This is a genomic window from Nitrosopumilaceae archaeon AB1(1), assembly GCA_033471095.1.
Taxonomy (GTDB): Archaea; Thermoproteota; Nitrososphaeria; order Nitrososphaerales; family Nitrosopumilaceae; genus Nitrosoabyssus; species Nitrosoabyssus spongiisocia.
The window spans coordinates 926,016-952,219 of record CP136752.1; the positions used below are offsets into that span (position 1 = coordinate 926,016).

Sequence of the window (26,204 nt, forward strand, 5' to 3'; positions counted from 1 at the left end):
TTTTATCCCATTTCCTTTAAATTATTAATGGGTAGTAAAAAATTAACATATGCAAAGTGTAGAATCTGTACAAAAAAGTAAAAAAATATTTGCTCCGGTAAGCGAGGCGGCAATTACTAGAGCGATCGCCGATGAATTTCATTCCGTACTTGTGGACAGAGCCGAGTCTGATATTATTATAATTGGTGCAGGACCTGCAGGTCTGACCGCTGGTAAAGATTTATCCAATATGGGATTTCGTGTCTTAATAATTGAGCAGAATAACTATCTTGGTGGTGGTTATTGGTTGGGTGGCTATATGATGAATCCTGTTACCGTGAGAGATCCTGCACAAAAAATATGGGACGAACTAGGTATTCCTTACAAAAAAGTTTCAGAGGGATTATATCTTACACCTGGACCTCATGCCGTATCTAAATTAATTGCTGGTGCGTGTGACGCCGGTGTTAAATTTCTGAATCTTACAAAATTCGATGATCTAATTCTCAAGCATGGGCGAGTTGCCGGTGTTGTTGTAAATTGGATGCCTGTATCTGCATTACCTCGAAATATTACATGTGTTGATCCTATCTCACTTGAATCAAAGATGGTAATTGATGCATCAGGACATGATTCTGTAGCAGTAAAACGTCTTGTGGATCGTAAACTTGTTGAATGGAAAGGTATGAATCCTATGTATGTAGATGAAGGAGAAGAACACGTGGTAGAGAAAACTGGTGAAATTTACCCCGGTTTGGTAATATCAGGTATGTCTGTGACTGAAACTCATGGTCTTGCAAGAATGGGTCCTACATTTGGCTCCATGCTATTTTCAGGTAAAAGAGCTGCTGAAATCACGGCTGAAAAGATCAAGGAATTTGATCTTGGCAAGCCTTATGCCTAATATCAGTGAATTATTTCTATATGATGAACCAAATATACCAGAATTAAATCTGCCACATTTATCTCAATTTATTAATGATATATTTAAGATTAAACCGATAATTCGTGATAGCATCATAAATTATTTAGATAGTGATGATCAAAATGAAATTACTAGGCAACAAATTACTAATTTGTATAGACCTTTATCTGAACAATCAACATCTACCAAGGACGATACATTACCAATATTTTATGATGGGTTTGCAATACAACAACTCCTCGGTAACATACTTTTAACTAATAACGATATTTTTCATCTCATATTCACGAATTTACTTGTTGGAACATATGATTATACAGATTATCGATATCATGCACGTGCAGTTATTTGCTCAAACCCTTCTGTAATTTCCACTACTGGTATAGTGATGGCACCTGCAAGACCACGTGAATATTATATGGAAAAACAATCATCTTCAGATTCATCTAGTTTGAATAACTTGGAGGCAAAGTATAAAGATTCATGTATACAATATCATGATGCTAGATTATCAACCATAGTATGTGGTTATGCAGCACAATCTATTTTTTATTATATCACTGGTGAATCTTTTTGCTCTGATCTCGATTGTATTTTACATAATGCTCATTGGCAAAAAGATTTAATCTACACACAGTTAGAATGTGGCAAATTATGTGTGAAGCACAATTCGATTCTCAAGATGTCTGTAAATTAATTTTCTGCTAAATACTTATCGGCGTCAATACCTGCCATACATCCGAATCCTGCAGCAGTTACTGCCTGTCTATACGAATGATCATGTACATCGCCGGCTGCGAATACACCTGAAATGTTTGTTCTTGTACCGTCACAAATGATATAGCCATTATCATCACATGATATATGATCTTTGAATACCGATGAATTCGGATCATGCCCTATTGCCACAAAAACTCCACCTACCTCCAATTTGCTTTCCTGTTTAGTAATCAAATCTTTCAGATAGATATTATTCACTTTACCGTCCCCTGTTATTTTTGAAACAGATCTGTTCCAATGAAATTTAATCTTTGGATCATTAATGGCCCGTTCTTGCATTACTTTACTTGCACGTAATTTATCTCTGCGATGAATTATGTGCACTGTTGATGCAAATTTCGTTAAAAATGTGGCCTCCTCCATTGCAGAATCTCCACCGCCCACAACTGCCAATTCCAATCCTTTGAAGAATGGCCCATCGCACGTGGCACAATATGAAACTCCTTTACCTGAAAATTCTTCTTCCCCCTCAACATTAATTTTACGTGGACTTGCACCTGTACAAATTATCACAACTTTGGCTTGATATTCTTTACTGGCACAAAAAATCTTAAACGGTTTATTTTTTAGATCAACTCTTACCACTTCATCATAAATAATTTTAGCACCTACTCTTTCTACTTGTTTTTTCATCTCCTCCATCAACATTGGCCCTAGAATCCCATTTTCAAACCCTGGATAATTTTCTACCTCTGTTGTATTTACCAACTGCCCGCCTGGTAGAATTCCTGATATTATTACTGTGCTGCGTCTGGCCCTTGAGGTGTATATTCCTGCAGTATACCCTGCAGGTCCTGCTCCAATTATTAAAACATCAATTATTTCCTTAGATTCTGACATACTAGTAGGTGATTTTTAGAATTATTTAATTCTATGATTCTAATAAATCTACAAATATGCAATCTTTGAGAGGTGTTTTGCATTCTTTACCATATCATCAAACTCTTCTTCACTGATAATGCCCAACTTTGAATAAACACTCTTGAATTTTCTACCATCATCAGCAAAAATTCCAACCACACATGACCCACTAGGGATATCATATTTTTCCATACAAGCATACACTGCAGCTGATGATGGGCTAATTAGCAGACCATCTTTCTCATACACTTTGCGTACTTGGGAAAATGCTTCATCATTTGTGATTAATTCCCAATCATCTACTACTGATTCACGTTTTAAAAACAGTTCTGGTTTTGCAGATTCTTCAAAATTTCTCCACCCTTGTATCAAATGATTCTTTTGTGGTTGACAGCCAATTATTTTTATATCTGAATTCTTTTCCTTCAAAAATTGCCCGTTTCCAGTTATGGTGCCACCTGTTCCAACCCCTGTGAAAAAATGTGTGATCTTTCCATCTGTCTGTTTCCAAAGTTCCGGCCCTGTGCCCTTGTAATGTCCCATAAAATTAGCCTCGTTTGCATATTGATTTGGAGAATAATACGTGTCTGGACGTGATGATGCAATTGATGTTGCCAGTGCTATGCTCTGATCTGTTCCTGTACCTACTTTGGGACATAAATCATCACTTGTTTCATACACTTTTGCACCTAAATTGCGAATAATCTCTTTGGTCTCTTCACTTGCTTTTTCTGGAATGACAATTTCTGTTTGAAATTTTAATATCTTTGCAATACCTGCTAATGCAATTCCAGTATTACCAGATGTTGGTTCAACTATTATGCTATGATTTGGTTTTAAAATTCCACGTTCTTGTCCATCCTTTATCATCCAGTATGCTGCCCTATCTTTTACCGATCCAAAGGGGTTGTGCCCTTCCAACTTTGCATAATAATTTGAATCTCTGGATAAAGAATCTAATTTTACCAGAGGATTATTTCCAATCTGTTTTAAAATATCTAAATCTGCAGTCACTACTGCCTCACTTTACCTTTTTAATTATAAATTCCAACACATTTCCATCTTTTTTCATTTCTACCATTTCGTGTCCTGTTTTATTTACCCATCTTGATATGTCGTCTTCTGCAGCTGGATCATCTGCTTTTACAATTAGCGTTTGTCCTATTTGCATTCGTTCTATCTCTATTTTTGTTCTAAATACGGGTTCGGGGCAAAATAATCCCACTGCATCTAATTGTTTAGTTTCTAAATCTGACATGTGAGTATTTTATCTATATTGTATTAATATCTATTTGATTTTAGGCTACACTAAATAACGATATATTGTTTATAGCACACAAATAAATCAAGTCTACTCATTTAATTTACACACTAGATTTTACAATTTCTAACAATTATTTTACAGTTCACTAGTCATTTATCTGAGTTGTGAACCCTCTAATTATTCTCTGATGGGTGGGATTTTTAATCCACAAGTCACAATATTGGTAACTGTCTTTTGAGCAAAACGTCATCTCCAGATTATGATATCAGAGTGAATCATATATCATTAAGACACAGACAACACGGTTAGATTAAACACTTATTAAAATAATTACTCACGACTGAGAAAAAGTTGATACGTTACTGTAGTCGTTTTTTATCTAAATATATTGTGAATGATTTATGTGCAATACTAAATTAATTACAAATAACTATGAAAACAAGTTCTGATTTGCCTTGCGTAACAAAGATTTAGCTTTGCCCTCTTCATACTTGATATCATATCCTCTGATTATGACCATGGGGCATTTGGAATTTTTCCCCATTACTAATTCTGCAGCTCCGCACAATTCATCACCTATGGCAATCTCTGTTACCCGTAACACTCTTTCCATGCCGTCAGTTTTCCCAGAGTAATCTAACAGTGGTTTAATACCTGCGACTCCTATTGCACAATCTGTTTGACCAATACGTAATGGTCTACCAAAGGTATCGGAAATAAGAACTGGTATGTGCATATCTAATTCATCACGTAATTGTTCATGTATTCTTTTGGCGGATTTGTCTGGATTTATGGGTAACAGTGTGGCAAACCCCTCTTGTACGTTACTCTCATCAACTCCTGCATTTGCACATATTGGTCCTTGATTTGTTTCTACAATCAATATGCCATCACGCATCTTTACTATTCTTTTTGACTCTAATAGTATCAGTTCTACAATACTTGGATTTTTTTCATAAGCATTTGCAATTCCTAATGCTAATTCTGAGGGAATTATTGTCGATAAATTTATCACTCTGCCCTCTTGTTTAGATATTATTTTTTGTGCGATTACTAAAATATCTCCACTCTCAATTCCAACTTTGGACTCCATCATGAATCCAACAATATCGTCATTTTCAGAAATATCTGATTTTTTAATATGTATTGGTATAACTCTTAGAACCATGATTTATTCATTATGTGTAATTATATTATTTTATTGATCATTTAGATATCTCATTTCACAAATTTTCTGTTTAACCAAGATTTAGGTTATAATGTTTATTGATTATTGGTAAAATCCTAGCAAGATCTGTTTCATTTATTTCATAATTTGCTTTGTTTTGTATTATTTCTTGAGCTCTAAATGCAATACTCAGTCCGCACAAATCAAACAATTTAATATCATTTGCACCATCTGCGATTACCACAATATCTTCTTTCTTTACATTCCATTTTCCAATTTTACTTCTAACTGATTTTGCTTTATCTGCGCCTACAGTTATTTCTACATCATCTAATGAATTATCTTTGAATAATAATTTGTTAGAATAGACATGATCTAATCCTAATATCTTCTCTAGTCGATCTGTCATGATTGTAAAACCACCTGATACTGCCATGATCTTCCAACCTGCATCTTTTAGTACTTTGCATACTTGTGCAGCTCCCTTCATTATTGGAAGTGAATCGGCAACCTCTACACATGTATTGTATTTTATTCCTCTTAGAGCATTTACCCGTGTACGTAGACCTTCTTCCCAATCAATCTCTCCTCGTATTCCCTTGTTTGTTATATCCCAAATCTCGTCTTGCTTGCCTACCTTTTCAGCAAGTAGTGGCAGATACTCTGCATCGTACAACACTCCTTCGATATCAAATATGGCTAACAACTAATTTTCTAGCTAAATTTACTCTTAAATAATATTTTGAAATTGAGATGTGTGGTTTTCCTTAAATTCAATCAATTTAGTTATTTTTAGTATATTTAAAGAAAATTACTATTTTTCTGCACTTTGATGTAAAATTAGGTCTTTGGCGAGTCTAACTAGTATTTTACACAGTTAGCCATAAATCACGCTTGTAACTTCACAAATATTATGACTGAATTAGAGCACAAATATGAGATTAAAATTCTTCAAACTGATGCTCGTCATACATTCAGTCCAGATTTGAAAAATGAGCTAAAATCTGGTGGCATGATGGATGAGAAGGGTAAATTGAAGATCAAAGGTGTGAGTGCCAAAATGCTCAAGAAAATGAAACAAGAGTATGTGGATTGTCCTGTTTATAATGATAAAATATCATTTATTCAATGTTTTATCTGCCCTAATTTTCAAAGTAGAGTAATGGGCAGTGTTTTATGCAAGGGAGATCCTTTGCCCAATTCTACCACAAGCAATTCTGATACTAGTAAAAAATCTAGTAAAAAAAAACCTATTAAAAAAACTAAAACCAAGAATACCAAACAAACATAAATATATTTAAAATATTTGATGTTCTTGATGGCAAAATCTTCTACGTCAAAGAAAAATAGTTCAAAAATTAACCAGAAAAACCGTTTCAAACTTGAATCTGAAAAAAAAGCCCGTATGAAATTAGCAGAAGAACAACATAAAAAACGACTCAAAGAAGAGACTCAACGTAAAGCTAGACGACTCAAAGAAGAGACTGAACGAAAAGCTAAACGAGCTAAAGAAGAATCTGAAAAAAAAGCCCGTATGAAATTAGCAGAAGAACAACATAAAAAACGACTCAAAGAAGAGACTCAACGTAAAGCTAGACGACTCAAAGAAGAGACTGAACGAAAAGCTAAACGAGCTAAAGAAGAGTCTGAAAAAAAAGCCCGTATGTTAAAGGTAGAGCGAGATCGTAAAATACGTAAACAACAAGAAGCAAAAACAAAGCAAGAAAAACAAAAACAACTTCGTGTATTGAAACAAGAAAGGGAAAAAGCTAAGCGTAAACTTCTTCAAGAACGTAAAATTCGTCAAGCAAAAATAGAACACGAGCGTATGATAAAACGGAAAAAACTAGAATCTGAAAAATTGGCTAGACGAAAACAACGTGAATCTGAAAAGAAAGAACGTGATATGAGAAAGGCAGAAGAAAAGAAAATCAAAGATGAGAAACGTGCATCTGTTCTTGCTGCACGAGAAGAGACACGTCGTAAAAAAGAGTTGTTGAAGGTAAAAACACTCGAAGAAGAACTAGAAGAAAAACTATCTACTCATGAAATAGAGGGTTTTCAATTAGAACAAGTGGATATGGAGTTGCTAACAAATCATATTTGTGATGTTGTCATGGGTTATGACGCTGAGGGTATACTTCAAAAAGAATTATGGGACATGCTAAAATTAGATGATAAAGATGGTGCAAGACTAGCTCTTAAACTTGAACGCATGGGTCTAATTGCACGTAAAAAAATTCTTGTTGATGGTAGATGGACATACAGATTAATTTTAAAGAAAACACCTGTGAGTACTATATCTCTTCTAAACGCACCATGCCTTACATGTGAAGTTGAGCAAAAGTGCACATCTGATGGTGATATTAGTCCAAAGACTTGTCAAGTTTTAGAGGATTGGGTATTTATCACAAAAAAACGACTGAAAACACATGAAACTGCTTGATGCTAGACGTGATTATTATCGACGTCTTGCACGTGAACAAGGATATCGTAGTAGATCTGCCTTTAAACTAAAGGAACTGAACAAGTCTTATCGTCTTATTGGTCCGGGATTTAGTGTTCTTGATCTTGGCTGTGCTCCTGGTGGTTGGTTGCAGGTTGCATCTCAACTATCTGGGAACCGTGGTATGGTCATGGGTGTTGATATGGATTATGTAGAGGAACTTCCAAATGTATCTATTATTCGCCGTAACATTTCTGATGTTGAAAATATTGTAGATGACGTTCTGGAGTACTTTGGAAAACGTATCAATACTGTAATTTGTGACATGTCTCCTCAGGTTACTGGTAGATGGTCTGTAGATCATGCTGTACAAATCGGATCAAATTACGATTGTGTGCAAGTAATGGACAAAGTTCTTACAAACAAGGGAAATGCATTATTCAAAGTGTTTGATGGAGAATATACGTTAGAATTTAGAGATTTTGTAAAGAAAAAATTCAGCAAAGTGATACTAACAAAACCCAAAGCAAGTCGTAAGGCTAGTAGCGAACTATACTTTGTATGTCTAGGCTATACGTCATGAGATAGAATCTTTTTTACATCCTTGATGTTGGCATTTGTGTGAAATCCAGTAGGGTTTAATGATGTTTTTGATGCTATAAATCCTGCTTCCTTGATTTGTGTAATTGCAGTTTGTAATTTTGGAGGTGAGCATTGCATTCTTTTTGCAATATCATCTAGTGTATAATAAGACACTGGCATATCGGCCTCATCTACACACACGTCTAAAATTCTTTGATATTTATCATCGAGATTTAATTTTGGCAAATATTTAATCATATGTTGAACAAATTGTTTATCAAATAATTTTCCAATCCACAAGGGACCTGCATGTTTTGTATTACTATTACATAATTTACAATTCTCTTTTTGATTTGATATTGTTCTATGGCCACAATTTTCACAATGAATTATTATCCCCTCCGAATCATCTTGATTCGGTTTATTCAAAATTCTTGTATATGCACGGTAATAGTGCATATCACTCTCTACAAATAATGGCTGAATCGTGATATCCATTCTATTTGCTATGTGGTTCAAACAACCTAGCATTAGTCTTATAGCAACCTCATTCCCATATTCTGTTCTTACCGCAATCCCTCCATACCTTCGTAAACATGCATTTTGGAATAACCCATTTAGCACTTGAAGATCAGTTGCTGTAATTGCAAGCATACCTCCATGCATGGTTGCCCTTAATGCACAATCTAGATATCTTGCAGGTGATCCGAATGGATCAAGATTTATTATACTGCCTCTGTTATCTCTTTTAGCAAATTCACTCAAAAATCTACATGTCTCATTTTCACTAATCTTACAATTAACAGTATTAATTTCTGCAGATTTCATTGCAATTCTCAAGGCACTTGGGTTTACATCATTTAAAACCACTGTCTCTATATTTGATATTTCATTTGCCGCCCTTATACTACGTGCGCCTATCCCTGACATACCATCTAGTAGTATTTTTGGACCTTCAAAATTATCTACAAATGCTCCATATGCAATCATTGATAAATCTCGATTGAATTTTGCTCTTGGATTAAAGAATGCAGGCTCCTTAGGCGGCACATCACTACTCATTGACTCACGTGGTACTAGGAGTTTTGTTGTACCCTCTGTGATTTGTATCAAGTCATCCAATACTATCTCCTCATACAACGATTTAATATTTCTGTAATTTGATGTAAAATATGCAGGTATGTGGGGTTGATGAAGCTGGTCGTGGTTCTGTTTTGGGTCCACTAGTTGTAGCTGGTATATCTATTGAAAAATCAAAAATTCGTAAACTTAAATCTATAGGCGTAAAGGACTCTAAAAAATTATCTGCTGCTAGGCGTAAAATTCTATACGATGAAATCATTGAAATCGTAGATGACTATGAAATCATTCCAATCTATCCTAGAAGTATTGATCCCATTGTACGTCGTCATAAATTAAATGCGTTAGAGGCCAAGTATATGGGTCGCATAATTGATAGATTAAAGCCCAACATATCTTATGTTGATTCCTGCGATGTAAAGCCGGCACGATTTGCAAATACAATCTCTCAATATGTTCACAACATTCCTGTTAAATCGTATCATCATGCTGATAGTAGATTTCATGTAGTGTCTGCTGCCTCTATACTTGCCAAGGTGACACGTGATAAATTCATCTATAAATTAAATAGATACTACACTCTAGGTAGTGGTTATCCTTCTGATCCCATCACCATTCGTTTTCTTTCTATTTATGTTAAAAAATATAAAACATTACCATCATTTACACGAAAAAGTTGGAAACCCGTTCAAGCACTACTTAAAAAACATCATCTGTTAAACATTGCAACAACCATAAAATGATCTTTATCAAATGGTTCTAAATTAATAATCTGTATAATTTCAAATTTCTTTTTTAATTTTTTTATTTCCTCATCTACCACTTGTCTTGGATTCTTTATAACATTGATACTTCTAGTCTTTATTACCATAAAAAATATCCCATCTTTTTTTAGATATCTCTCACAATTTGCAATTGCTATGTTTGTCTGATCTGGCTGAGCAATATCTGAATAAATTATATCTACAGTACCATAAATTCCTTCATACGTCTTGGGCTGTCTTGCATCATGAATTATGGGTATGATATTCTTTCTATATGATACTACTCTGTCTAGAAATTCTCTCAGCTACTCTACTTGTATGTTCTACACCAAAAATTATTCCCTGTGAACCGACAATATCTGATATATGACTTACAGTTGTACCTGTAGACGCTCCCAAGTATAGCACTGATGAACCTCTTTTGAATGGAAATAACTCTAATTTGTTCATTATACATGCTGCAAGTTTACTTCTAAATGGATCCCATACTCTGTATTCAATTTTATTTTTTAAAACAAGTCTTTCGCCATATACTTTATTTCCTGGCACATAATTTTCAGTTGCAATTTGTTCTCTTCCATCTGCTCTGACCCATACAAAATTATAATCATCGTGAATCAAATCGTTTTCTCTTTTTACCTTTAACATTTTTCGTTCTCTTGTTATCTCTAGTATCATATCTACGTTTTTGTCCTCCGTCTCTATCGTTATGTCTACCTCTATCTCTATCGTTATGTCTACCTCCGTCTCTATCGTTATGTCTACGTCCGCCTCTGTCTTCACCACGTCTAAATCCCCTGTCCCCAAATTCTTGTCTCATCTTTGGCTCTGGTGGTTCTTTGTACTTTTCAGTAATTTCTGTTACTCTGATGTTTAAACTATCTAGAAGTGTTTGGTTTAAACCTCCTCCGTGTTCATCTACCCTGGATGCAATTGCCGCCTTTGCAGCTACTGCTCTTGCAATTTTTCCACGTTGCCATCGTGGAGCTGCATGTACCACTGCATGTTGGAATAAGATTCCGTGTTTTGGTGGCTGGGATCCTGTCTTTAGTGCTCTGAATAACGCCTTTTCTGCCCCTAATACTTGAATGGTACTTGATGGCATAGTGGATAACCTTCTCAAACTTCCTGCTCTTGTCAATATTCTTGCCCCCACAGTCGCACCTAGTCCAGCTGTAAGATTAGGGGCGACCTTTACCATCTGTGTCTCTACATGCTCTTCTAAAATTTTTCGTTGTTCATATAAATCTAAAATATGTTTTGAAATATTTTGTATTATTTTTATACTGTTATCATCAATCTCCCCGCCTCTGCTTTTTTGTTTAATTACCTCTAGCATTTGAATTTTAGATTCTGGAAATCCTGCATCTTTGAACACTTGTTCTGTTAAATCTTCTTTTCTTCCAGCAAACGCAACCTTGGCATATCCGGGTATACTGTCTACAATATTTTCAAGTTCTGGAAAATGCAAACCATACCATTCTTTTAATCTTGCACTTAATGCATTAGTAATTTTATCCAACTCATCTAGAGAACTTATTGCCTGAATTACATGCAAATCTACACTACTAGATGCAATAGTTATCTTGGTAGATGATAACTCTAGTGCAAAATCGTGTAATTTTTTCATTGCATCATTTTGATCATTTGCAAAACCTGCTTTGATTAATAATTCTGGTTTTGAGAATTGAATATCATCAATTTGTACTTCGGTCATCATACGTACATCTAGATCTTTTCTTTTCAAATTTTCGTACAAATTCAAATCGTTTACTAGTGCGACATCTTCTTGTGTTCTACACCATTGATTCAACTCTTTCATGCCTTCTTCTTTTACTTGCATGAATTGGCTTACTCCATTAAACGCAAATGATTCCACATATGTGTCATCCTTGGTAACTATTATGCCCAATTCTGTCATGATGATATTATTCATGTATTATTTAGGGGATTTAGCATTAAAAAACGTACAGTATCTACCAACTGTTATATGACATATAATTACAAACACTTCCAAATTGAATATTGATCTTCATACACAGATAGGTAATACGACACTAAAGACACCCACAATGCTTGCCTCTGGAATTTTAGGGATATCCCTTGATGTATTTTCTCGGTTGTATGATGAAGGCGCCGGAGCACTAGTTACAAAATCACTCAGTGTAGAGCCCTGGGATGGCTATCTCAATCCAACTGTTGTGCCATTAAAAAACCATGGTTGGCTAAATGCTGTTGGCCTATCTAATCCAGGAGCTGAATATTTTGCTAATATGTTATCGGATAATGTTACCATACCAATAATACCAAGTTTGGTGGGATCTGTTTCTTCAGATTTTACATTTATGATTGATAAATTTAAAAATTGTAACATTACTGCATATGAATTAAATCTATCCTGTCCTCATGTTGCAAAAGTTGGATTAGATGTTGGTGATGATCCTGATCTGGTATCTGAAATAATAAAAACAATCAAACAACATACTAGCATACCTGTATTTGCTAAAATTGGACTTGGCACTAGAAATTATTTAGATACTGTGAAGCAGACTTGTGATGCAGGTGTTGATGCTATAACTGCAATCAACACCATTCGTTCCATGGTAATAGACATTGACACACAAAAACCAATTTTATCCAATAAATTTGGTGGATTATCTGGACCTCCAATCAAACCAATAGCAATTCGATGTGTTTATGAAATTACTAAACGATTTAACATTCCTGTTATTGGTTGTGGTGGTGTGACTATGTGGGATGATGCAATTGAGTTTATTCTAGCAGGAGCATCTGCAGTTCAGATTGGTAGTGCACTGGCAGGTCCTGACTGGACAGGCGTGTTTAGTAGTGTGAATGAAGGAATTTCTCAATATATGGAGCAAAAAGGACATGGTGCAGTAAAAGAGATGGTGGGCCTTGGTCACTAATTTGCATACAATTTGTAAAGTTGAACAAATTATTGATGAATCTCCCACTGTTCGTACTCTGTTATTTTCTAATGATGTGCTTCAAAATTGTAAACCTGGACAATTTTCTATGGTCTGGATACCGGGTGTTGCAGAACTTCCAATGAGCATTATGATAAGACCTGATGATAAACCTGGTTTTGCATTTACAATACGAAAACGTGGTGTCTCTTCAACTGCATTATATGGTATACAGATTGGGAGTAAAATTGGTGTACGTGGACCCTTTGGAAATTCATTTGATTTGAAAAATGGTAATTTATTATTAATTGGTGGTGGAACTGGTCTTGTTCCACTATTGCGTCTTGCGAAATCAACTACTACAAATGATCATGTGACTTTGATTATTGGCTCTAAATCTAAAGATGAAGTGTTATTTGAAAATTTTGCAAACAAATTACTTGAAAATCAACCACATGATGTTATCGTTACTACAGAAGATAATGATTATGGTCACAAAGGTTTTCCAACTGATGTGATGACCCAATTATATAATGATGATAAGGAGTTTGATGCTGTGTACACTTGTGGTCCTGAACTTTTAATGTCCAAAGTAGTTGATGAATCTAATTCTAGGGGATTTTTTGTTCAAGCTAGTATAGAGCGAATGATGAAATGTGGGATTGGCATGTGTGGTAGCTGCTGCTTTGGTAATCTGATATCTTGTAGAGACGGTACTGTTTTTGACGGTCCAACATTGGCAAGCAACCCTGAATTTGGTAAATCCTACAGAAATAAATCTGGCTCATTGGAACAATATTAAAAATACCTATATTTGAACATATTTCCTTTATTTTAACGTAAAATTTACTAAAAAATTACTAAATTTTATAAAAATTCCATAATTTGATATAATAAGCAAAGTTTAAAACAATTTATGAATGATGACCATTTAACTAGATGACCACACCTAAGATTGTACTAACCGCAAATCGTACCCTCATGTCCACCTATCGTAATATTTCTTTGGCTACATTCTTTGGATGCGCCCCTGCACTAGACCCTAATCGTAAGAAGAGTAGTTTTTTGTACAAAGTTTTAGGTAATCAAGTCACACCCAAACTTTTATTCGATTTTATCTGTAATCCCATATCTCATACGAATGGTGTGGCCAACTATGCACCATATGGTTTGAGAAAAATTGAGGCTGGTCTTTTGCGTGATGGGTTTAAACGTGAAGATGTAATAATTGCGCATCCTGATCATCTTGATAAATTCATTGGCCCTCAAACTGAGGTCGTTGGAACATATGAAATGGATCCATTAGGTATGGGTCCAGTTACAATGACATTCACATATGGTAGAAAACAAATGTCTTATGATGAATTTTACACAAGAGATTTTCATCGAAAAATAAATTCTGCTAAAAAGAAAAATAATAGTCGTGCAAAAGTAATTGTAGGAGCTTCTGGTACATGGCAATATAATCTTGATCCTGCTAAAATTGAAGAATATGGAATTTATGCAATACTTGAAAGTGAGCTTGGTGGTATTGCACCTGAAGTAGATGGACATGCAGGTAGATTTTTCAAGTATTTAATCAATAATGAATTTGAAAATATGGATCCGTTTAGAAAACGAAGTGACTTTAAAGTTAACATTAAAGAATTTAAACGAGATGAAAAGACTCATCATGGTAGATTTGTCAATTTTTGGGATCGTCCAGAGCTCGAAGAGATACCTGCAATTGTAGAACCAAGTATGCATGGAATGATTGAGGTTATGCGTGGGTGTGGTCGTGGTTGTAAGTTTTGTGATGTGACTCTGCGTGCACTCCGATACTATTCCCCCGAGATGGTAAAAAAAGAGATTGAGATAAACTTGAAGAAGGGAAAAAGTACATCTGCATGGGTACATAGTGATGACATCTTTGTGTATGGCATGGATCCTCGTACTACGAAAAATATGGAGCCTAATCGTGATGCCATGGAGGACTTGTTTAAAGCAATTATGTCTACTGGTATTGAGCATACAAACCCAACACATGGAACACTAGCCGGTGCAATAGCTGATGAAAAATTATTACCAAGTATATCAAAAATTATACGATCTGGTCCTTCTAATATCACCGGTATACAATGTGGATTTGAAACTGGTAGTATTAGACTCATTGAAAAATATGCTGATCGAAAACTTGCACCTTATTCTCCATCTGAATGGCATTGGGTACTAAAGGAAGGTGTAAAGACATTAAATGAGAATTATTGGGTTCCTGCATTTACTTTGATAATGGGTTTAGATAATGATGAAACTCCTGAAGACTCTTGGGAGACTATACGAATAATTAGTGAATTAGAACAAGAACAACCCGATTCCATGTTTACAGCTACTCCTCTTACATTTGTACCAATTGGTTTGTTAGAAAAATCAGATTTCTTTAATATTGGTAATGAAATGGATCCGTCTCAATTAGGTGTCATGTATAAGACCTGGCAACACAACTTCAAGTATGGTATCAAAAAATTCATGACTAAAACTGGAGGGCACAGTAAAATGCACAGGCTACTCTTCAACGGCATTGCTCGAAGTCTTGGCAATGTACCTCTAGGCGCTATGGAACGATTTGCTAGACGAAGTAGTAAAGAACATGAAAGAGTACTTGAGAAAATCAAAGCTCAATATTGGTAATCTGAATACATGAATACAATTCAAATCAAAAGTAGATGGTGGTATATTTTACCACTATTGCTCTCAATTGACGGAGGATTGATTAGTTTCTTTATAATTCGACATGATGATCCTACAAAGGCACGAAATTGTCTTGTAATTGGAGGTTTTCGTCTACTGTTAGATATTTCACTTGTATCAATTTTTGCCTCAGTTATTGCATCGTCTATATCTATGGATGAATTTATTCCTGCGTTTTAATTTATAATATCGCTATCATCTAAGAATCATATGTATACTACAAAAAGAAGTAATTGGTGGTTTCTCCTTCCAATATTTCTTGATTTCATAGGTGGAATAATTGCATATTTTGCTATAAGAAATGATGATATACAAAAAGCTAAAAATTGTCTTTATCTAGGATTTGCACTCCTTGGTGTACAAGTATTCTCTTGGTTGATCTTTGTTCTACTTTTTGAGATGTGATATTTTCTGTCTAGTTACTAGGTATTCATAAATAATTTAACACAAATGTTTAAATCCATTACCTTCGATTATATCGTATGGCAACTCACGGTTCGCTTACTAAAGCAGGTAAGGTTAGAGGACAAACTCCAAAAGTTGAAGGTCGCAAACGCGTTGGCACCACTTCTAGTCTTCGTAATAAAAATAATTTTAAAAAACGATTTTCTCTAATGCGTGTACCGGGTCAAAACAAACCAAACCAACGTAGAAGAACACGTTAATTTTTACACTAGTTCATAAAATTGTTTATCGTTCTAATATTTCCTTACCATTAATGTCTTTTTCTCGTTCTGTATCAAATGGAGTCGTATCTTGAGCCTCTCTGTGCATATAGCTGTGATGATTTCCTTCTTCTTTTCTACAGAATTTTTTATGTACATTGTGTTCTATTTTTAGCGTATCCTCATTTTCATGGAATAATCGTTTACCACAATCATTACAAATTATTTCTGGCATGTTTGTTTGCGTATACTTAATCTATTTAAAATTTTAGAAATCTGATTGTGTAATGTGTAACATTTGATAATAATCCCTTAAACACAAGACATTCTAGTTGGTACACTCGTATCAACATAAAAAAGTAAGTATATGAAATTATATCATAATGGTAGATATGTCAATCACTTTTTTTGCTTGGTCTTTGATAACTGGAGTAGTAATGTTGACTGTGAGTGTAAATTATTTATTGTATAAAAAATACCATCCATCCTAACTTTATAGATAAATTTCTATATGTGAATATTTATCATAATATCAATGAAACCATTACGTTCGTGCCCTATCTGTACTTGTGGTTCTAAAAAATTTACACGATTAAACACCAGTCTAAAATGTAATCAATGCGGTAAAATTTTCATTGTTTAACTTTATTTTTGAATTTTTTTAATATAGTTCAATATACCTGTATAGTCTAATTTCCCAAATCCCTCTTTTTTGGCTTTTTCATAAATTTTTTCAACTTGTGTAGTAATTGGAAGAGTAATTCCAAATGTTTTGGCTGCAGTTGTGATAGTGTTTAGATCTTTGGCAAGATTTTCAAGTGTAAATGTTGGATTGAATTCATTTTTAATCATCTTGTATGCCTTGTTTTTACTCATTCCTGTTTTAAAATATGTGGAATTTAAAATATCTAGAAATGTTTTTGGATCTACAGATGTCCTCTCAGCTAATGTGATGCCCTCTGATATTGCCAACGCCAACATACTAATTTGAAGATTCATTGATAATTTTACTGCATGAGCAGTTCCATTTTTGCCTAGAAAGAACCGTTCACTGGCAAGAGAGTCAAATATTCTACTACATTTGTTATATGCTGATTTATTTCCCGCTGCCATCATAATTAATCCACCTTGTGATGCTACATCTGGTCCTCCCATTACTGGTATGTCCAACATTTGTATCTTTTTCCCTGCAAATTTTTTTGCTATCTTTTTTGATTCTGTAGGATCAATCGTACTCATATCTGCGATAATTGTACCTTGAGATATTCCATCCATTACTCCATCTTTTCCAAAACAGATTTCATTTACAGCATCTGCATCTCTTACAACTGTAATTATTCGCTCTGATTCTTTTGCTACTAATTTTGGACTATCTTTTACTTTAGCACCATATTTTGCTAATTTTTGTGCTTTGCTTCTAGTTCTATTATACACAATTACGTTATAATCTAAATCTAAAAGACGTTTTGCTATTGCTCTACCTAGCATACCTGTGCCGATAATTCCAATTTTGTCCATACTAACCATTTTAGTTTATTCATATAAAGCCCTAGTTTTATTATATTTTTGTATGAGTGTATTTGATAATGTTAACTCTATAGAGTATCTTCAAAATTAATATCACTCTTCTGTGAAATTATTCATCTTCTCTCCTCTCCATCCAACTTCCACATACCATTTCCAAATAGAGGGGCACTGAATTTTAGATGGCCTAATATTTTATCACCTATTCTCACCATTGCATAATCTGTTTTTTTTGTTGTGAGTACTATCTCCTTTGGCTTGTACCCTCCCTCGATAATTTTAATTTTATAATGTTTGCTAGCTTTGATAATAATTTTCCTTGCGGTACTAACATGCCCAATCCATGAAAACATTTCAAAGGATCCAAAGTTTTCAGTTTTTATTATATGATTATATAATCTTGCCTCTATCTTTAGTTTACGTTTTTTTGCCACTTCGTTAAGCCATGATATCATATCACTACCGTGTCCTTCTTCAACCCCAAATGTTTCTGAAAATTTCAATACTGAATTATACCATCCCTTATTTATTGCTAGGATAGTAACTTATGAATATGTATGTCTAGTATTAATTATATGCTTAGTGTTGACTGTAGGGAAATTGGGGAAATTAAAAACGATCTTCTTGTATACGTAGCTGACAATATATCTGCCATACCTACTATACAATCACATGGATTTGCATTATCTTCCATAGATGATACTATTATTGATAAAGAATTAGTTGTTACAGAAATTAAAAGTTTTTTTGATTCAATAAATGCACGACAAAACTTTGCGGTGATTAGTAACGATAAAAATATTACAATAAAAGCATTAACAGATAAGAAATTTCACAGTGAACCTACTTCAGAATCATTGTTTACGTGTACACATTGTAGTTATATTACACCCTATGAAGTCGATTACAATAATCATGTAAAGATTCATTATCTGTGATGATTCTAGCAGAATTTTTATAATGATCCCTTGAAAATTAATTATGGTTGATCTATCTAGTAGTGTAAAGGATATTGAAATTACTATTAATTCTGATATAACCGATATCTTTACACAACTCTCATTGTCCGGAGGATTTGAATCTACAAATTTGTCTGAAGGATTTGATATCCTATATAATATGATTCATGACTGTGATCTCAATTTTCTTTCATTTGTAGGTGCGTTAATCTCTACTGGTCAACGTGGTGTGATTAAAAATATGATAAAAAATAATTGGTTTCAATGTATAATTACTACTTGCGGAGCATTAGATCATGATATAACTCGGCACTATTCTGAATATAAAAAAGGCTCATTCACAATGGATGATTCTGAACTTGCTAAGAACGACATTCATCGACTCGGTAATGTACTTGTGCCAATGAGTAGTTATGGCCCTTTGATTGAAGAAAAGATGCAATCCTTTTTACAAGAAGAATATGATGGGGGGACTAGAACAATGTCTACTGCCGATGTTGCAAAAATGATTGGCAAACATCTAGGTGATGACTCTTTTCTATATTGGGCTTACAAAAATTCTATACCTGTAATTGCACCTGGTATAATGGATGGTGCTGTTGGTAGTCAATTGTGGATGTTTGTCCAATCTCATCCTGATTTTACATTAAATGTGATACTTGATGCTGATCTCTTATCTGGTTTAGTATTCAAAGCAAAAAAATCTGGAGCATTTATGATAGGTGGAGGCATATCTAAACATCATACTTTATGGTGGAATCAGTATCGTGATGGGTTAGACTATGCCGTATATCTTACAACTGCTCAGGAATTTGATGGTAGTCTTAGCGGAGCCCTTGTACGTGAGGCTATATCGTGGGGTAAAGTATCTACTAGTGCAAAACAGACAACAATACATGCAGAGGCCACAACTATTCTACCTTTCATATATTCGGGATTGCTACAACGTCTTGAAAAATAATTTAATTGTTCTCTGATGTAATGTCTATCTCTATGGTGGACACACTACGTTTTTTTCCATCTTTTGATGCTAACAGATCTGATGCGATTCTAACATCTCCTATTTTATACCCTACGGTATTCATTCGCTTAACAATCATCTGTGAAACATCTACTGCTTGTGTGAGTCGTCTTCCTCTTGCTTTGAGTGTTACTTTAGGTAATGTTGATAGTTGTGTCAATGTGGATGTAACATATGTCATTATTGGTTTAGTACCAATAAAAATAATATTTCTTGATTGTGTTTGATCCACATAATTGGCATCTTTTTCTTGTTGCTCTTTTTTTATTTCATGGTTAATCGATGTATCATCTGTTTTTTGTACATCATCTGCCTCTACAAGTGTTGGTGTAGATTTAATTTCCAAGTCCCCATCATCCTTGATTTCTTTTTCATCAATGTTATCATTTGTCGTATCTTCATGCGGCGGTGTATCTTCTAATTTTTTTGACTCTGAATCTGCCGATGAATCTGACTCTTTGGGCTCTTCTCTTGATTTGGTAAATTCTTTCAAGATCTCTTCTGCATCACTAAGTTTATCTTTATTCATTTCTGTACTCTTTGTATCAATCCTTTACTATTATTTTTTACCTAATTTGTTTTCTTTAATGTATTCTTCTAGTATGATTTCTGCATCTTCTTGTTTTCCATTCACTATACGTTCAACAATATCTCTATCAGATATCTCAAAACAACTCAACAGATCCTGATGATCTTTGTATATTAGTAATATATTATTTTGAAAGTGACAATGGTATATCTTCTCTTTTTCCATGCCATCTGGATTTATCTTTACGCCTTCCTTTTCTACCTTTAGCGGATACTCCATGATGTTAGCGTCGTATGATAAAAATATAAATCTGTATTAGGATCATCTCGATGTATTACACATTATATGATTATTATAGTATATGATAATAATATGTTATAATAATATCTTAATGTGTCTGATCCAATTATATTTCATGTAGATTTTGATTACTTTTATGCACAGTGTGAAGAAATTCGTGATCCTCTGCTAAAGACTAAACCTGTTGTTGTATGTGCTTTTTCAGATCGAGGTGCAGATAGTGGGGCAGTAGCTACGGCTAATTATACTTCTAGAGAATACGGTGTAAAATCTGGCATGCCTATTAGTTTGGCAAAAAAGAAATTACTTGAGCGTGATGATTCTGTATTTCTTCACACAGATTTTGATTATTATGCGAACATCACAAATCAATCTATGAAACTCATGGAAGAATTCGCCGATATCTTTGAATATGTGGGAAGAGATGAGGCATATCTTGATGTTACTCAACGACTAGATGGTAACTTTGATAAATCTGGACATTTTGCTCAACAATTAAAAAATAAAATTCGTGATGTAGTTCATCTAACATGCTCTGTTGGTATATCTACAAATAAATTAATTTCAAAAATTGCCTCAGCTTACAATAAACCTGATGGTTTGACCGTGGTTCGGCCAAACCAAATCTTGACTTTTCTAGAACCGTTGAATATTCGAGATATTCCACATGTAGGTAGTCATACATATCAGATTCTCTCTGATATGGGGGTTGAGACTGTTGGACAAGCAAGGGAAATTGACATATTTGACTTACAACAGAAATTTGGAAGAAAAATAGGCACCTATATCTTTCATTCTGTACGGGGGTACTCTACTAGTCCTGTATCTGAAAAAGCACCCAACGTACAGTATAGCAAAATACATACTCTAAAGCAAGACTCGTTAGATTATGATTACCTCTCCCAAGTTGTTCAAAGTATATGCTCTGAGATACATGAAATTATAACAAAGAATAACAAAATGTTTCATACCATAGGATTACAATTTGTCCAGTCTGATTTGACATCCAAATCCAAATCATACACTACAAAAACTTTTATCTCTAGTAAAACTGAATTGGAAAAAATAACTAACCAATTATTAATTTATGTGTTGAATACCCAACAAATTCCATTTCGTCGTATAGGAGTTCGGGTATCTGATCTATCAGATATCCAAGGACAAACTAATCTTTCAACTTATTTTTAATATTTTTATTCTTTAACCTTTTCGTCTCAATTCTTGCAACAATTAATAAAAAGATAAACAACCATGGTAGGAACATAATCTCACCTGCTACAGAATGAAATTCTTCCCATTGGGCAGCATTAGTGGTTACTTTGAGTGCGTACACTGATAGCGAAAATACACGTATCATATTTATGAAAATAGTACCTCCCACACCAATCATAAAGTATATTGCTTTTCTTTGACGCGGAATATTCATTTTTAATAAAAACGCCATCATGACTAGACTGTATATGATTATACTGTGTACTGCAGCTGATGGCCAAAACACTTGAAGTGCAAATGGACCGTGATCTCCTCGTAAAAACAACAGATTATCTCTTGCAATCGCAGTTCCCAAATCTAATGTTGTAATTATTGCAGCGTTGGCCTCAACTAGGGGTGGGACTATAAACTGCAAGGGACCAAGTGTATCGTAAGGGAAGAATGCGTCAAGAGATAATATAATTGCGCTACCTGCTAGAAATATTGGACCTGCCGGCGCCACACGAATCCATTTTCTTCCAAAACATATCATTAATGCCCCTATGACAAATACCGTCATAACGATGAAATCCCACATCCAAACCCATGAATCAATTAATTGAACATTATAATGTACAGATACATTTTTCAACATATCTGACAATCCGTACTCTAAACTTGTGATATATACCATTGTTATTATTGCTAATGGTATAATTCTAAACAGTTTTTTTGACGATATTACCGCCTTGATTCCTATTAATTCTGCTGCGATAAATGCTAACGCAAACAAAAATCCACCTCTGCCTTGATTCCAACTTAGACTGAATGTATCTGGAAATATTATAAGAGCAAATAAAATTGGGCTTGATATTATGAGTATAACCCCAATCAGAATCTTATTCATCAATATGTATGATCCATTTGTCAATAATAGGATATGTGTAATAGTTATACAAACTGTTCTATTGAGTGCTGTTTCATCTTGTTTATTGTATCCATGTTCTCACTCCATTGTTTATGCTCTATACTCGTATATGCTGTAGTGAATCTGAATCCTTCTTGAAAATTATTTACAATACATTCTTCATTTCTCATCGCCTGCCTTACTCCCTCTCTAATCTGCCAAACTCCTACCGGTATGGCATACTGGGGACGAATCTCACGTAACACAAGTACTCCTGCCTGTATGTCATTTCTGTACAAGTATTCAGTTATTGCAAGTTTTGCTGCAAAATATGCCCCTGCAATACTCGGTGAATTCACTACTCTCTTTGTATCTTCTAAATCTGACCCAAACTCTATGGTATTATTTTTTCCTGTCCATGCCTCTACCATTTCATACATCCATCTATGTGGAAATAATAAAACCACAAAAACATTATCAAGATGTGTAAATGAAAAAACCTTACATGAATCTATAACTGGAAAATCTATTATATTATTTACCAAATATTTTGATATTATGGAATCTGTGGCAGTTATACTCCATTTTGTAGGAACAATTTTACTATCATGTCCAAACATTCCGATACTCAAACATCTACTAATTTTAGATATCTCTACATCATTATTATATATGTGAATAATTGCCTCATCTGCTTTTAGATCATTATCATAAAATGTATTCTCTACTGTTTTAATTGATCTAGAATTTGAAATGTTTATCTTTTGTATTTGACCCATTGGACCGAATAACGATTCGTCAAAGGAGATACTGGTTTTCTTTGTAAATTCCAACTGTGAATCAGTTGGATGTGATGCCATTGCCATCTCTTGTAATCCCTCAATGTAACGTCCTGTGACTTCTTTGACTCCTATCTTCTTTGTTCCCCTAACTAGATTTAATCTATAATTAATGATTTGATTTAGACTCTTTCCACTCCATTCCTCTGGGGAGTCTAGTATGCTTGTATTGCCATGTACTTGTGGTACCATGGGTCCTACCATTACTTTTGGATAACCATACTCCCCCACAAATACTGAAGGTGGACTGGATCCTTCTACTATATCTGATTCAAATAGTGTATTTTTTGTGATATTTTGATACCATTTTTTTAAAATATCATGTCTGATTGATTGTTTGGTATTCATGATTGATTTTTAAAATAATTACACATCTAATTGATTTAAAACTTTATTAATTATTTGATTTAATTTCACAATTTGCAGATATGGCCCTTGTGGTAGTAAAATAAAAAAATACCAACAGGATTAATGATATTATTCTCAGATGAGTATCATAATTTTCAAGAAACGTAAAGGCGACACTGGCACCTGTACCGAACGTAGCTATTAACGAAAAACCAATTGGACCACAACCACACACTCCTGCTATTGTTCCTATCATAAATCCTGCAATACTTCCACCCATGCCACGTTTTTTATTACCACGAATAATTCCTAGTTGATATATATTCATAGATAATACGATACCTGATAAAATTGATATCATCACAATTAATAATAATGATAATTCACTTTTATCTGGAATATGTCCTACTAGATATGGTTCTAGAAATATAAATTCTGATGTTAGTAATAATGAAAATAATATTGTGCTAAATATTGCCATAGCTAAGAGTGTGAATCTGAATTGGTTGAAAACTAGTAGAAACGATGTTAACAATTTACATCAACGTATCTAATACACGATTAAATACATGATATGGCTGTGCTCCACTGATTCTTTCCATTCCTTCATCACTAATTATTATAAATCCGGGTGTTGCACGTATTCCTTGTTTTTTAGCCTGCTTTGAATTAAATTCTACTCTGTCTAGATGTTTATCTGAATAAATACAATCCTCAAAAATTTTTCCATCTAATCCCATCTCCTCGGCAATTTTTTGTAGACTAATTTTATTTGCCCAACCATCGTCTATTCCTTTCTGTCTTTCATATAACATACTGTGATACTCCCAATATTTTCCCTGATCTTCTGCACAGTATGTTGCATGCGCCGCTTTAGATGAATCACTTCCCAAAAATGCCAAATCTACAAATATTATATTCGCTTTACCTGTTTCCACATAATTACTAATTATTGAATCTCTTGTCATATGATACCAATGTGCGCATGCCTCACATTGATAATCCCCAAATTCTATGATTGTTATTGGTGCGTTAGGATTGCCCAATGGGTTAGATGCTCTAGATATATCGACACTGTTTGCAAATAATGTATCATTTGTGCTAGATGTGTATGTGACTATGATTATTCCTATTATGACTATTATACTAATACCTCCAACTATGAGCTTTTTTGTCATACATATAGTAAAATTATTGTTATTAAAAAATGTTGTATTGAATCCATATTTACACAAAACTTTAAACATACAACAAGTCATTAATTGATAATTGGGTAAAATCAAAGTCGCTCTTGTTGGCATTGGTAATTGTTTTTCAGGACTAATACAAGGAATAGAATACTATCATCAAAATTCATCTCAGGAAGTAAATGGAATTATCCATAAAGAACTTGGTGGTTATGGAATATTTGATATTGAATTTGTAGCCGGATTTGATGTCGGTGAAAATAAAATCGGTCATGTGCTGAACGATGCCATTTATGCATATCCAAACATGGTCGATTGGATACCCAAAGACAAAATGCCTACAACAGATGCGCTAGTCTATGAAAGTCCAATACTTGATGGTGTGGGGATTTGGGTTGAGAATCGTGTAAAACCAATTAAAAGTAATAAAAGTATAGAACAGTTAACAGAAGAAATTAAAAAAGTTTTAAAAGATACAGGTACAGAAATTATTGTCTCATATCTTCCAGTAGGTTCTGAAAAGGTGACACAGTTTTGGGCACAGATATGCCTAGATATGTCCATAGCATTTGTTAATTGCATTCCTTCCTTTATTGCATCTGATGATAAGTGGGCTGCAAAGTTTAAAGAAAAAAATATTCCTGTTATTGGCGATGATATTAAAGGTCAAGTGGGTGCTACAATAGTACATCGCACCTTGGCAAGACTATGTAGTCAACGTGGTACAAAAATCGATAGAACGTATCAACTGAATGTAGGTGGAAATACTGATTTTCTAAACATGAAAGAACAAGAAAGGCTTGTTAGTAAAAAAATTTCCAAGACTGAAAGTGTTCAAAGTCAACTAGATACGCGTCTAGATGATGATAATATCTATGTGGGTCCTTCTGATTTCATTCCTTTTCTTGGTAACAAAAAACTGATGTTTATGAGAATTGAGGGAAGACAATGGGCTAATATTCCTTATAATATGGATGTTAGATTAGAAGTGGATGATAAGGCCAACTCTGCTGGAATTGTTGTCGATGCAATTCGTTTGGCTAAAATTGCGTTAGACAAGGGTCATGGAGGTCCGGTGTTATCTGCAAGTGCATATCTGATGAAACATCCCTTGGAGCAGATGAGTGATGAAAAAGCGAAGACTGCCTGTGAAGATTTTGCAGCAAAGTCTTCCTAATGGCTATTTTGTGTATTTTTTTTAACACAAACTATTTTTTAGTATGAATAACTA

34 protein-coding genes are annotated in these 26,204 nt (G+C 34.2%); 16 read left to right on the plus strand and 18 right to left on the minus strand.

Annotated elements, in window-relative coordinates; translation table 11 throughout:
* The first annotated feature begins 49 nt into the window (after window positions 1-49).
* Both R1F52_05480 and R1F52_05485 read left to right on the plus strand, forming a co-directional pair.
* Complete coding sequence (locus R1F52_05480) at window positions 50-883, plus strand: sulfide-dependent adenosine diphosphate thiazole synthase (GenBank protein WOV92564.1); 834 nt, start codon at window positions 50-52, stop codon at window positions 881-883.
* Window positions 876-1,601, plus strand: a complete 726-nt coding sequence (locus R1F52_05485; protein ID WOV92565.1) for a DUF6775 family putative metallopeptidase — start codon at window positions 876-878, stop codon at window positions 1,599-1,601. Before R1F52_05480 ends, R1F52_05485 begins: the two co-directional genes overlap by 8 nt.
* On the opposite strand, the gene trxB is transcribed toward R1F52_05485, so the two are convergent.
* From trxB to serB, 5 genes are all read right to left on the minus strand, one after another.
* The gene (gene trxB, locus R1F52_05490; GenBank protein ID WOV92566.1) at window positions 1,598-2,524 is read right to left on the minus strand and encodes a thioredoxin-disulfide reductase; all 927 of its coding nucleotides are present in this window, start codon (window positions 2,522-2,524) and stop codon (window positions 1,598-1,600) included. The two genes, R1F52_05485 and trxB, sit on opposite strands and share 4 nt — an antisense overlap.
* Before the next feature lie 48 nt (window positions 2,525-2,572).
* On the minus strand, window positions 2,573-3,559 hold the full coding sequence (locus R1F52_05495) for a cysteine synthase family protein (protein WOV92567.1): 987 nt from the start codon (window positions 3,557-3,559) through the stop codon (window positions 2,573-2,575).
* Window positions 3,560-3,566: 7 nt separating this feature from the next.
* The gene (locus R1F52_05500; GenBank protein WOV92568.1) at window positions 3,567-3,803 is read right to left on the minus strand and encodes a sulfurtransferase TusA family protein; all 237 of its coding nucleotides are present in this window, start codon (window positions 3,801-3,803) and stop codon (window positions 3,567-3,569) included.
* Window positions 3,804-4,239: 436 nt separating this feature from the next.
* Window positions 4,240-4,977 carry a coenzyme F420-0:L-glutamate ligase gene (gene cofE, locus R1F52_05505; protein ID WOV92569.1) on the minus strand — a complete coding sequence of 246 codons (738 nt, stop codon included), beginning with the start codon at window positions 4,975-4,977 and terminating at the stop codon, window positions 4,240-4,242.
* Window positions 4,978-5,047: 70 nt separating this feature from the next.
* Window positions 5,048-5,683 carry a phosphoserine phosphatase SerB gene (gene serB, locus R1F52_05510; protein ID WOV92570.1) on the minus strand — a complete coding sequence of 212 codons (636 nt, stop codon included), beginning with the start codon at window positions 5,681-5,683 and terminating at the stop codon, window positions 5,048-5,050.
* Window positions 5,684-5,890: 207 nt separating this feature from the next.
* Between serB and R1F52_05515 the strand changes: the two genes are divergently transcribed.
* From R1F52_05515 to R1F52_05525, 3 genes are read left to right on the plus strand one after another with little or no spacing between them, the layout of a single operon-like run.
* Window positions 5,891-6,268 (plus strand): hypothetical protein, encoded by a 378-nt coding sequence (locus tag R1F52_05515; protein ID WOV92571.1) that lies wholly within the window; start codon window positions 5,891-5,893, stop codon window positions 6,266-6,268.
* Window positions 6,269-6,295: 27 nt separating this feature from the next.
* Window positions 6,296-7,423, plus strand: coding sequence for a transcriptional regulator (locus R1F52_05520; GenBank protein ID WOV92572.1), 1,128 nt, complete (start codon window positions 6,296-6,298; stop codon window positions 7,421-7,423).
* Entirely contained in the window at window positions 7,410-8,006 is a 597-nt protein-coding gene (locus R1F52_05525) for an RlmE family RNA methyltransferase (protein WOV92573.1), read from the plus strand. Before R1F52_05520 ends, R1F52_05525 begins: the two co-directional genes overlap by 14 nt.
* On the opposite strand, the gene R1F52_05530 is transcribed toward R1F52_05525, so the two are convergent.
* Window positions 7,994-9,127 carry a tRNA (guanine-N1)-methyltransferase gene (locus R1F52_05530; GenBank protein WOV92574.1) on the minus strand — a complete coding sequence of 378 codons (1,134 nt, stop codon included), beginning with the start codon at window positions 9,125-9,127 and terminating at the stop codon, window positions 7,994-7,996. The two genes, R1F52_05525 and R1F52_05530, sit on opposite strands and share 13 nt — an antisense overlap.
* A 50-nt stretch (window positions 9,128-9,177) precedes the next feature.
* Here R1F52_05530 and rnhB point away from each other — a divergent pair, with 50 nt between their 5' ends.
* Complete coding sequence (gene rnhB, locus R1F52_05535) at window positions 9,178-9,828, plus strand: ribonuclease HII (protein ID WOV92575.1); 651 nt, start codon at window positions 9,178-9,180, stop codon at window positions 9,826-9,828.
* On the opposite strand, the gene R1F52_05540 is transcribed toward rnhB, so the two are convergent.
* Genes R1F52_05540 through R1F52_05550 form a run of 3 tightly spaced genes read right to left on the minus strand, consistent with a single transcriptional unit; the run spans window position 9,795 to window position 11,785 of the window.
* Window positions 9,795-10,154: a fibrillarin-like rRNA/tRNA 2'-O-methyltransferase gene (locus R1F52_05540; GenBank protein WOV93874.1), complete on the minus strand. Its 360-nt coding sequence runs from the start codon at window positions 10,152-10,154 to the stop codon at window positions 9,795-9,797. The genes rnhB and R1F52_05540 overlap by 34 nt on opposite strands.
* Window positions 10,120-10,470: a fibrillarin-like rRNA/tRNA 2'-O-methyltransferase gene (locus R1F52_05545; GenBank protein ID WOV92576.1), complete on the minus strand. Its 351-nt coding sequence runs from the start codon at window positions 10,468-10,470 to the stop codon at window positions 10,120-10,122. The genes R1F52_05540 and R1F52_05545 overlap by 35 nt, the downstream gene beginning before the upstream one ends.
* Complete coding sequence (locus tag R1F52_05550) at window positions 10,457-11,785, minus strand: ribonucleotide-diphosphate reductase subunit beta (protein WOV92577.1); 1,329 nt, start codon at window positions 11,783-11,785, stop codon at window positions 10,457-10,459. The genes R1F52_05545 and R1F52_05550 overlap by 14 nt, the downstream gene beginning before the upstream one ends.
* 82 nt (window positions 11,786-11,867) lie before the next feature.
* On the opposite strand from R1F52_05550, the gene R1F52_05555 reads away from it, so the two are divergent.
* From R1F52_05555 to R1F52_05580, 6 genes are all read left to right on the plus strand, one after another.
* A complete protein-coding gene (locus R1F52_05555; protein ID WOV92578.1) occupies window positions 11,868-12,776 on the plus strand; it encodes a dihydroorotate dehydrogenase in 909 nt (302 codons plus the stop codon).
* On the plus strand, window positions 12,766-13,578 hold the full coding sequence (locus tag R1F52_05560; GenBank protein ID WOV92579.1) for a dihydroorotate dehydrogenase electron transfer subunit: 813 nt from the start codon (window positions 12,766-12,768) through the stop codon (window positions 13,576-13,578). The genes R1F52_05555 and R1F52_05560 overlap by 11 nt, the downstream gene beginning before the upstream one ends.
* 137 nt (window positions 13,579-13,715) lie before the next feature.
* Window positions 13,716-15,443, plus strand: a complete 1,728-nt coding sequence (locus tag R1F52_05565) for a radical SAM protein (protein WOV92580.1) — start codon at window positions 13,716-13,718, stop codon at window positions 15,441-15,443.
* A gap of 9 nt (window positions 15,444-15,452) precedes the next feature.
* The gene (locus R1F52_05570; GenBank protein WOV92581.1) at window positions 15,453-15,683 is read left to right on the plus strand and encodes a hypothetical protein; all 231 of its coding nucleotides are present in this window, start codon (window positions 15,453-15,455) and stop codon (window positions 15,681-15,683) included.
* A 30-nt stretch (window positions 15,684-15,713) separates the two neighbouring features.
* On the plus strand, window positions 15,714-15,908 hold the full coding sequence (locus tag R1F52_05575) for a hypothetical protein (GenBank protein ID WOV92582.1): 195 nt from the start codon (window positions 15,714-15,716) through the stop codon (window positions 15,906-15,908).
* 77 nt (window positions 15,909-15,985) lie between these two features.
* Entirely contained in the window at window positions 15,986-16,168 is a 183-nt protein-coding gene (locus R1F52_05580) for a 30S ribosomal protein S30e (GenBank protein ID WOV92583.1), read from the plus strand.
* 25 nt (window positions 16,169-16,193) lie between these two features.
* On the opposite strand, the gene R1F52_05585 is transcribed toward R1F52_05580, so the two are convergent.
* The 3 genes from R1F52_05585 to R1F52_05595 form a co-directional block, all read right to left on the minus strand.
* Entirely contained in the window at window positions 16,194-16,403 is a 210-nt protein-coding gene (locus tag R1F52_05585; protein ID WOV92584.1) for a hypothetical protein, read from the minus strand.
* Between the two features lie 410 nt (window positions 16,404-16,813).
* Window positions 16,814-17,686, minus strand: a complete 873-nt coding sequence (locus tag R1F52_05590) for an NAD(P)-dependent oxidoreductase (GenBank protein WOV92585.1) — start codon at window positions 17,684-17,686, stop codon at window positions 16,814-16,816.
* Between the two features lie 122 nt (window positions 17,687-17,808).
* Complete coding sequence (locus tag R1F52_05595; GenBank protein ID WOV92586.1) at window positions 17,809-18,195, minus strand: hypothetical protein; 387 nt, start codon at window positions 18,193-18,195, stop codon at window positions 17,809-17,811.
* 72 nt (window positions 18,196-18,267) lie between these two features.
* Here R1F52_05595 and R1F52_05600 point away from each other — a divergent pair, with 72 nt between their 5' ends.
* Together R1F52_05600 and R1F52_05605 are read left to right on the plus strand one after the other, a co-directional pair.
* Window positions 18,268-18,630, plus strand: coding sequence for a C2H2-type zinc finger protein (locus tag R1F52_05600; protein ID WOV92587.1), 363 nt, complete (start codon window positions 18,268-18,270; stop codon window positions 18,628-18,630).
* 43 nt (window positions 18,631-18,673) lie between these two features.
* Window positions 18,674-19,612, plus strand: a complete 939-nt coding sequence (locus tag R1F52_05605) for a deoxyhypusine synthase (GenBank protein ID WOV92588.1) — start codon at window positions 18,674-18,676, stop codon at window positions 19,610-19,612.
* A 1-nt stretch (window position 19,613) separates the two neighbouring features.
* Here R1F52_05605 and R1F52_05610 read toward each other — a convergent pair whose 3' ends face one another.
* Together R1F52_05610 and R1F52_05615 are read right to left on the minus strand one after the other, a co-directional pair.
* Window positions 19,614-19,904, minus strand: a complete 291-nt coding sequence (locus R1F52_05610) for a DNA-binding protein (protein WOV93875.1) — start codon at window positions 19,902-19,904, stop codon at window positions 19,614-19,616.
* Between the two features lie 327 nt (window positions 19,905-20,231).
* On the minus strand, window positions 20,232-20,480 hold the full coding sequence (locus tag R1F52_05615) for a hypothetical protein (protein ID WOV92589.1): 249 nt from the start codon (window positions 20,478-20,480) through the stop codon (window positions 20,232-20,234).
* A 114-nt stretch (window positions 20,481-20,594) separates the two neighbouring features.
* Here R1F52_05615 and R1F52_05620 point away from each other — a divergent pair, with 114 nt between their 5' ends.
* Window positions 20,595-21,689 carry a DNA polymerase IV gene (locus R1F52_05620; GenBank protein WOV92590.1) on the plus strand — a complete coding sequence of 365 codons (1,095 nt, stop codon included), beginning with the start codon at window positions 20,595-20,597 and terminating at the stop codon, window positions 21,687-21,689.
* Here the strand turns inward: R1F52_05620 and artG are convergent.
* The 4 genes from artG to R1F52_05640 are packed head-to-tail and all read right to left on the minus strand — an operon-like array spanning window position 21,667 to window position 24,964.
* On the minus strand, window positions 21,667-22,599 hold the full coding sequence (gene artG / locus R1F52_05625; GenBank protein WOV92591.1) for a thaumarchaeosortase: 933 nt from the start codon (window positions 22,597-22,599) through the stop codon (window positions 21,667-21,669). The genes R1F52_05620 and artG overlap by 23 nt on opposite strands.
* A gap of 44 nt (window positions 22,600-22,643) precedes the next feature.
* On the minus strand, window positions 22,644-23,786 hold the full coding sequence (locus R1F52_05630) for a hypothetical protein (GenBank protein WOV92592.1): 1,143 nt from the start codon (window positions 23,784-23,786) through the stop codon (window positions 22,644-22,646).
* A 46-nt stretch (window positions 23,787-23,832) separates the two neighbouring features.
* Window positions 23,833-24,321: a hypothetical protein gene (locus R1F52_05635; GenBank protein WOV92593.1), complete on the minus strand. Its 489-nt coding sequence runs from the start codon at window positions 24,319-24,321 to the stop codon at window positions 23,833-23,835.
* Between the two features lies 1 nt (window position 24,322).
* Window positions 24,323-24,964, minus strand: a complete 642-nt coding sequence (locus R1F52_05640) for a DsbA family protein (protein WOV92594.1) — start codon at window positions 24,962-24,964, stop codon at window positions 24,323-24,325.
* A 91-nt stretch (window positions 24,965-25,055) separates the two neighbouring features.
* On the opposite strand from R1F52_05640, the gene R1F52_05645 reads away from it, so the two are divergent.
* A complete protein-coding gene (locus tag R1F52_05645; protein ID WOV92595.1) occupies window positions 25,056-26,150 on the plus strand; it encodes an inositol-3-phosphate synthase in 1,095 nt (364 codons plus the stop codon).
* Window positions 26,151-26,204 lie beyond the last annotated feature (54 nt).

What these genes read in the sequence shown, in the direction of transcription:
- R1F52_05480 (WOV92564.1), top strand. Translation starts at nt 50, where the DNA reads ATGCAAAGTGTAGAATCTGTACAAAAAAGTAAAAAAATATTTGCTCCG.
- R1F52_05485 (WOV92565.1), top strand. Translation starts at nt 876, where the DNA reads ATGCCTAATATCAGTGAATTATTTCTATATGATGAACCAAATATACCA.
- trxB (WOV92566.1), bottom strand. Translation starts at nt 2,524, where the DNA reads ATGTCAGAATCTAAGGAAATAATTGATGTTTTAATAATTGGAGCAGGA.
- R1F52_05500 (WOV92568.1), bottom strand. Translation starts at nt 3,803, where the DNA reads ATGTCAGATTTAGAAACTAAACAATTAGATGCAGTGGGATTATTTTGC.
- cofE (WOV92569.1), bottom strand. Translation starts at nt 4,977, where the DNA reads ATGGTTCTAAGAGTTATACCAATACATATTAAAAAATCAGATATTTCT.
- R1F52_05515 (WOV92571.1), top strand. Translation starts at nt 5,891, where the DNA reads ATGACTGAATTAGAGCACAAATATGAGATTAAAATTCTTCAAACTGAT.
- R1F52_05520 (WOV92572.1), top strand. Translation starts at nt 6,296, where the DNA reads ATGGCAAAATCTTCTACGTCAAAGAAAAATAGTTCAAAAATTAACCAG.
- R1F52_05525 (WOV92573.1), top strand. Translation starts at nt 7,410, where the DNA reads ATGAAACTGCTTGATGCTAGACGTGATTATTATCGACGTCTTGCACGT.
- rnhB (WOV92575.1), top strand. Translation starts at nt 9,178, where the DNA reads ATGCAGGTATGTGGGGTTGATGAAGCTGGTCGTGGTTCTGTTTTGGGT.
- R1F52_05550 (WOV92577.1), bottom strand. Translation starts at nt 11,785, where the DNA reads ATGAATAATATCATCATGACAGAATTGGGCATAATAGTTACCAAGGAT.
- R1F52_05565 (WOV92580.1), top strand. Translation starts at nt 13,716, where the DNA reads ATGACCACACCTAAGATTGTACTAACCGCAAATCGTACCCTCATGTCC.
- R1F52_05570 (WOV92581.1), top strand. Translation starts at nt 15,453, where the DNA reads ATGAATACAATTCAAATCAAAAGTAGATGGTGGTATATTTTACCACTA.
- R1F52_05575 (WOV92582.1), top strand. Translation starts at nt 15,714, where the DNA reads ATGTATACTACAAAAAGAAGTAATTGGTGGTTTCTCCTTCCAATATTT.
- R1F52_05580 (WOV92583.1), top strand. Translation starts at nt 15,986, where the DNA reads ATGGCAACTCACGGTTCGCTTACTAAAGCAGGTAAGGTTAGAGGACAA.
- R1F52_05585 (WOV92584.1), bottom strand. Translation starts at nt 16,403, where the DNA reads ATGCCAGAAATAATTTGTAATGATTGTGGTAAACGATTATTCCATGAA.
- R1F52_05590 (WOV92585.1), bottom strand. Translation starts at nt 17,686, where the DNA reads ATGGACAAAATTGGAATTATCGGCACAGGTATGCTAGGTAGAGCAATA.
- R1F52_05600 (WOV92587.1), top strand. Translation starts at nt 18,268, where the DNA reads ATGCTTAGTGTTGACTGTAGGGAAATTGGGGAAATTAAAAACGATCTT.
- R1F52_05605 (WOV92588.1), top strand. Translation starts at nt 18,674, where the DNA reads ATGGTTGATCTATCTAGTAGTGTAAAGGATATTGAAATTACTATTAAT.
- R1F52_05615 (WOV92589.1), bottom strand. Translation starts at nt 20,480, where the DNA reads ATGGAGTATCCGCTAAAGGTAGAAAAGGAAGGCGTAAAGATAAATCCA.
- artG (WOV92591.1), bottom strand. Translation starts at nt 22,599, where the DNA reads ATGAATAAGATTCTGATTGGGGTTATACTCATAATATCAAGCCCAATT.
- R1F52_05630 (WOV92592.1), bottom strand. Translation starts at nt 23,786, where the DNA reads ATGAATACCAAACAATCAATCAGACATGATATTTTAAAAAAATGGTAT.
- R1F52_05640 (WOV92594.1), bottom strand. Translation starts at nt 24,964, where the DNA reads ATGACAAAAAAGCTCATAGTTGGAGGTATTAGTATAATAGTCATAATA.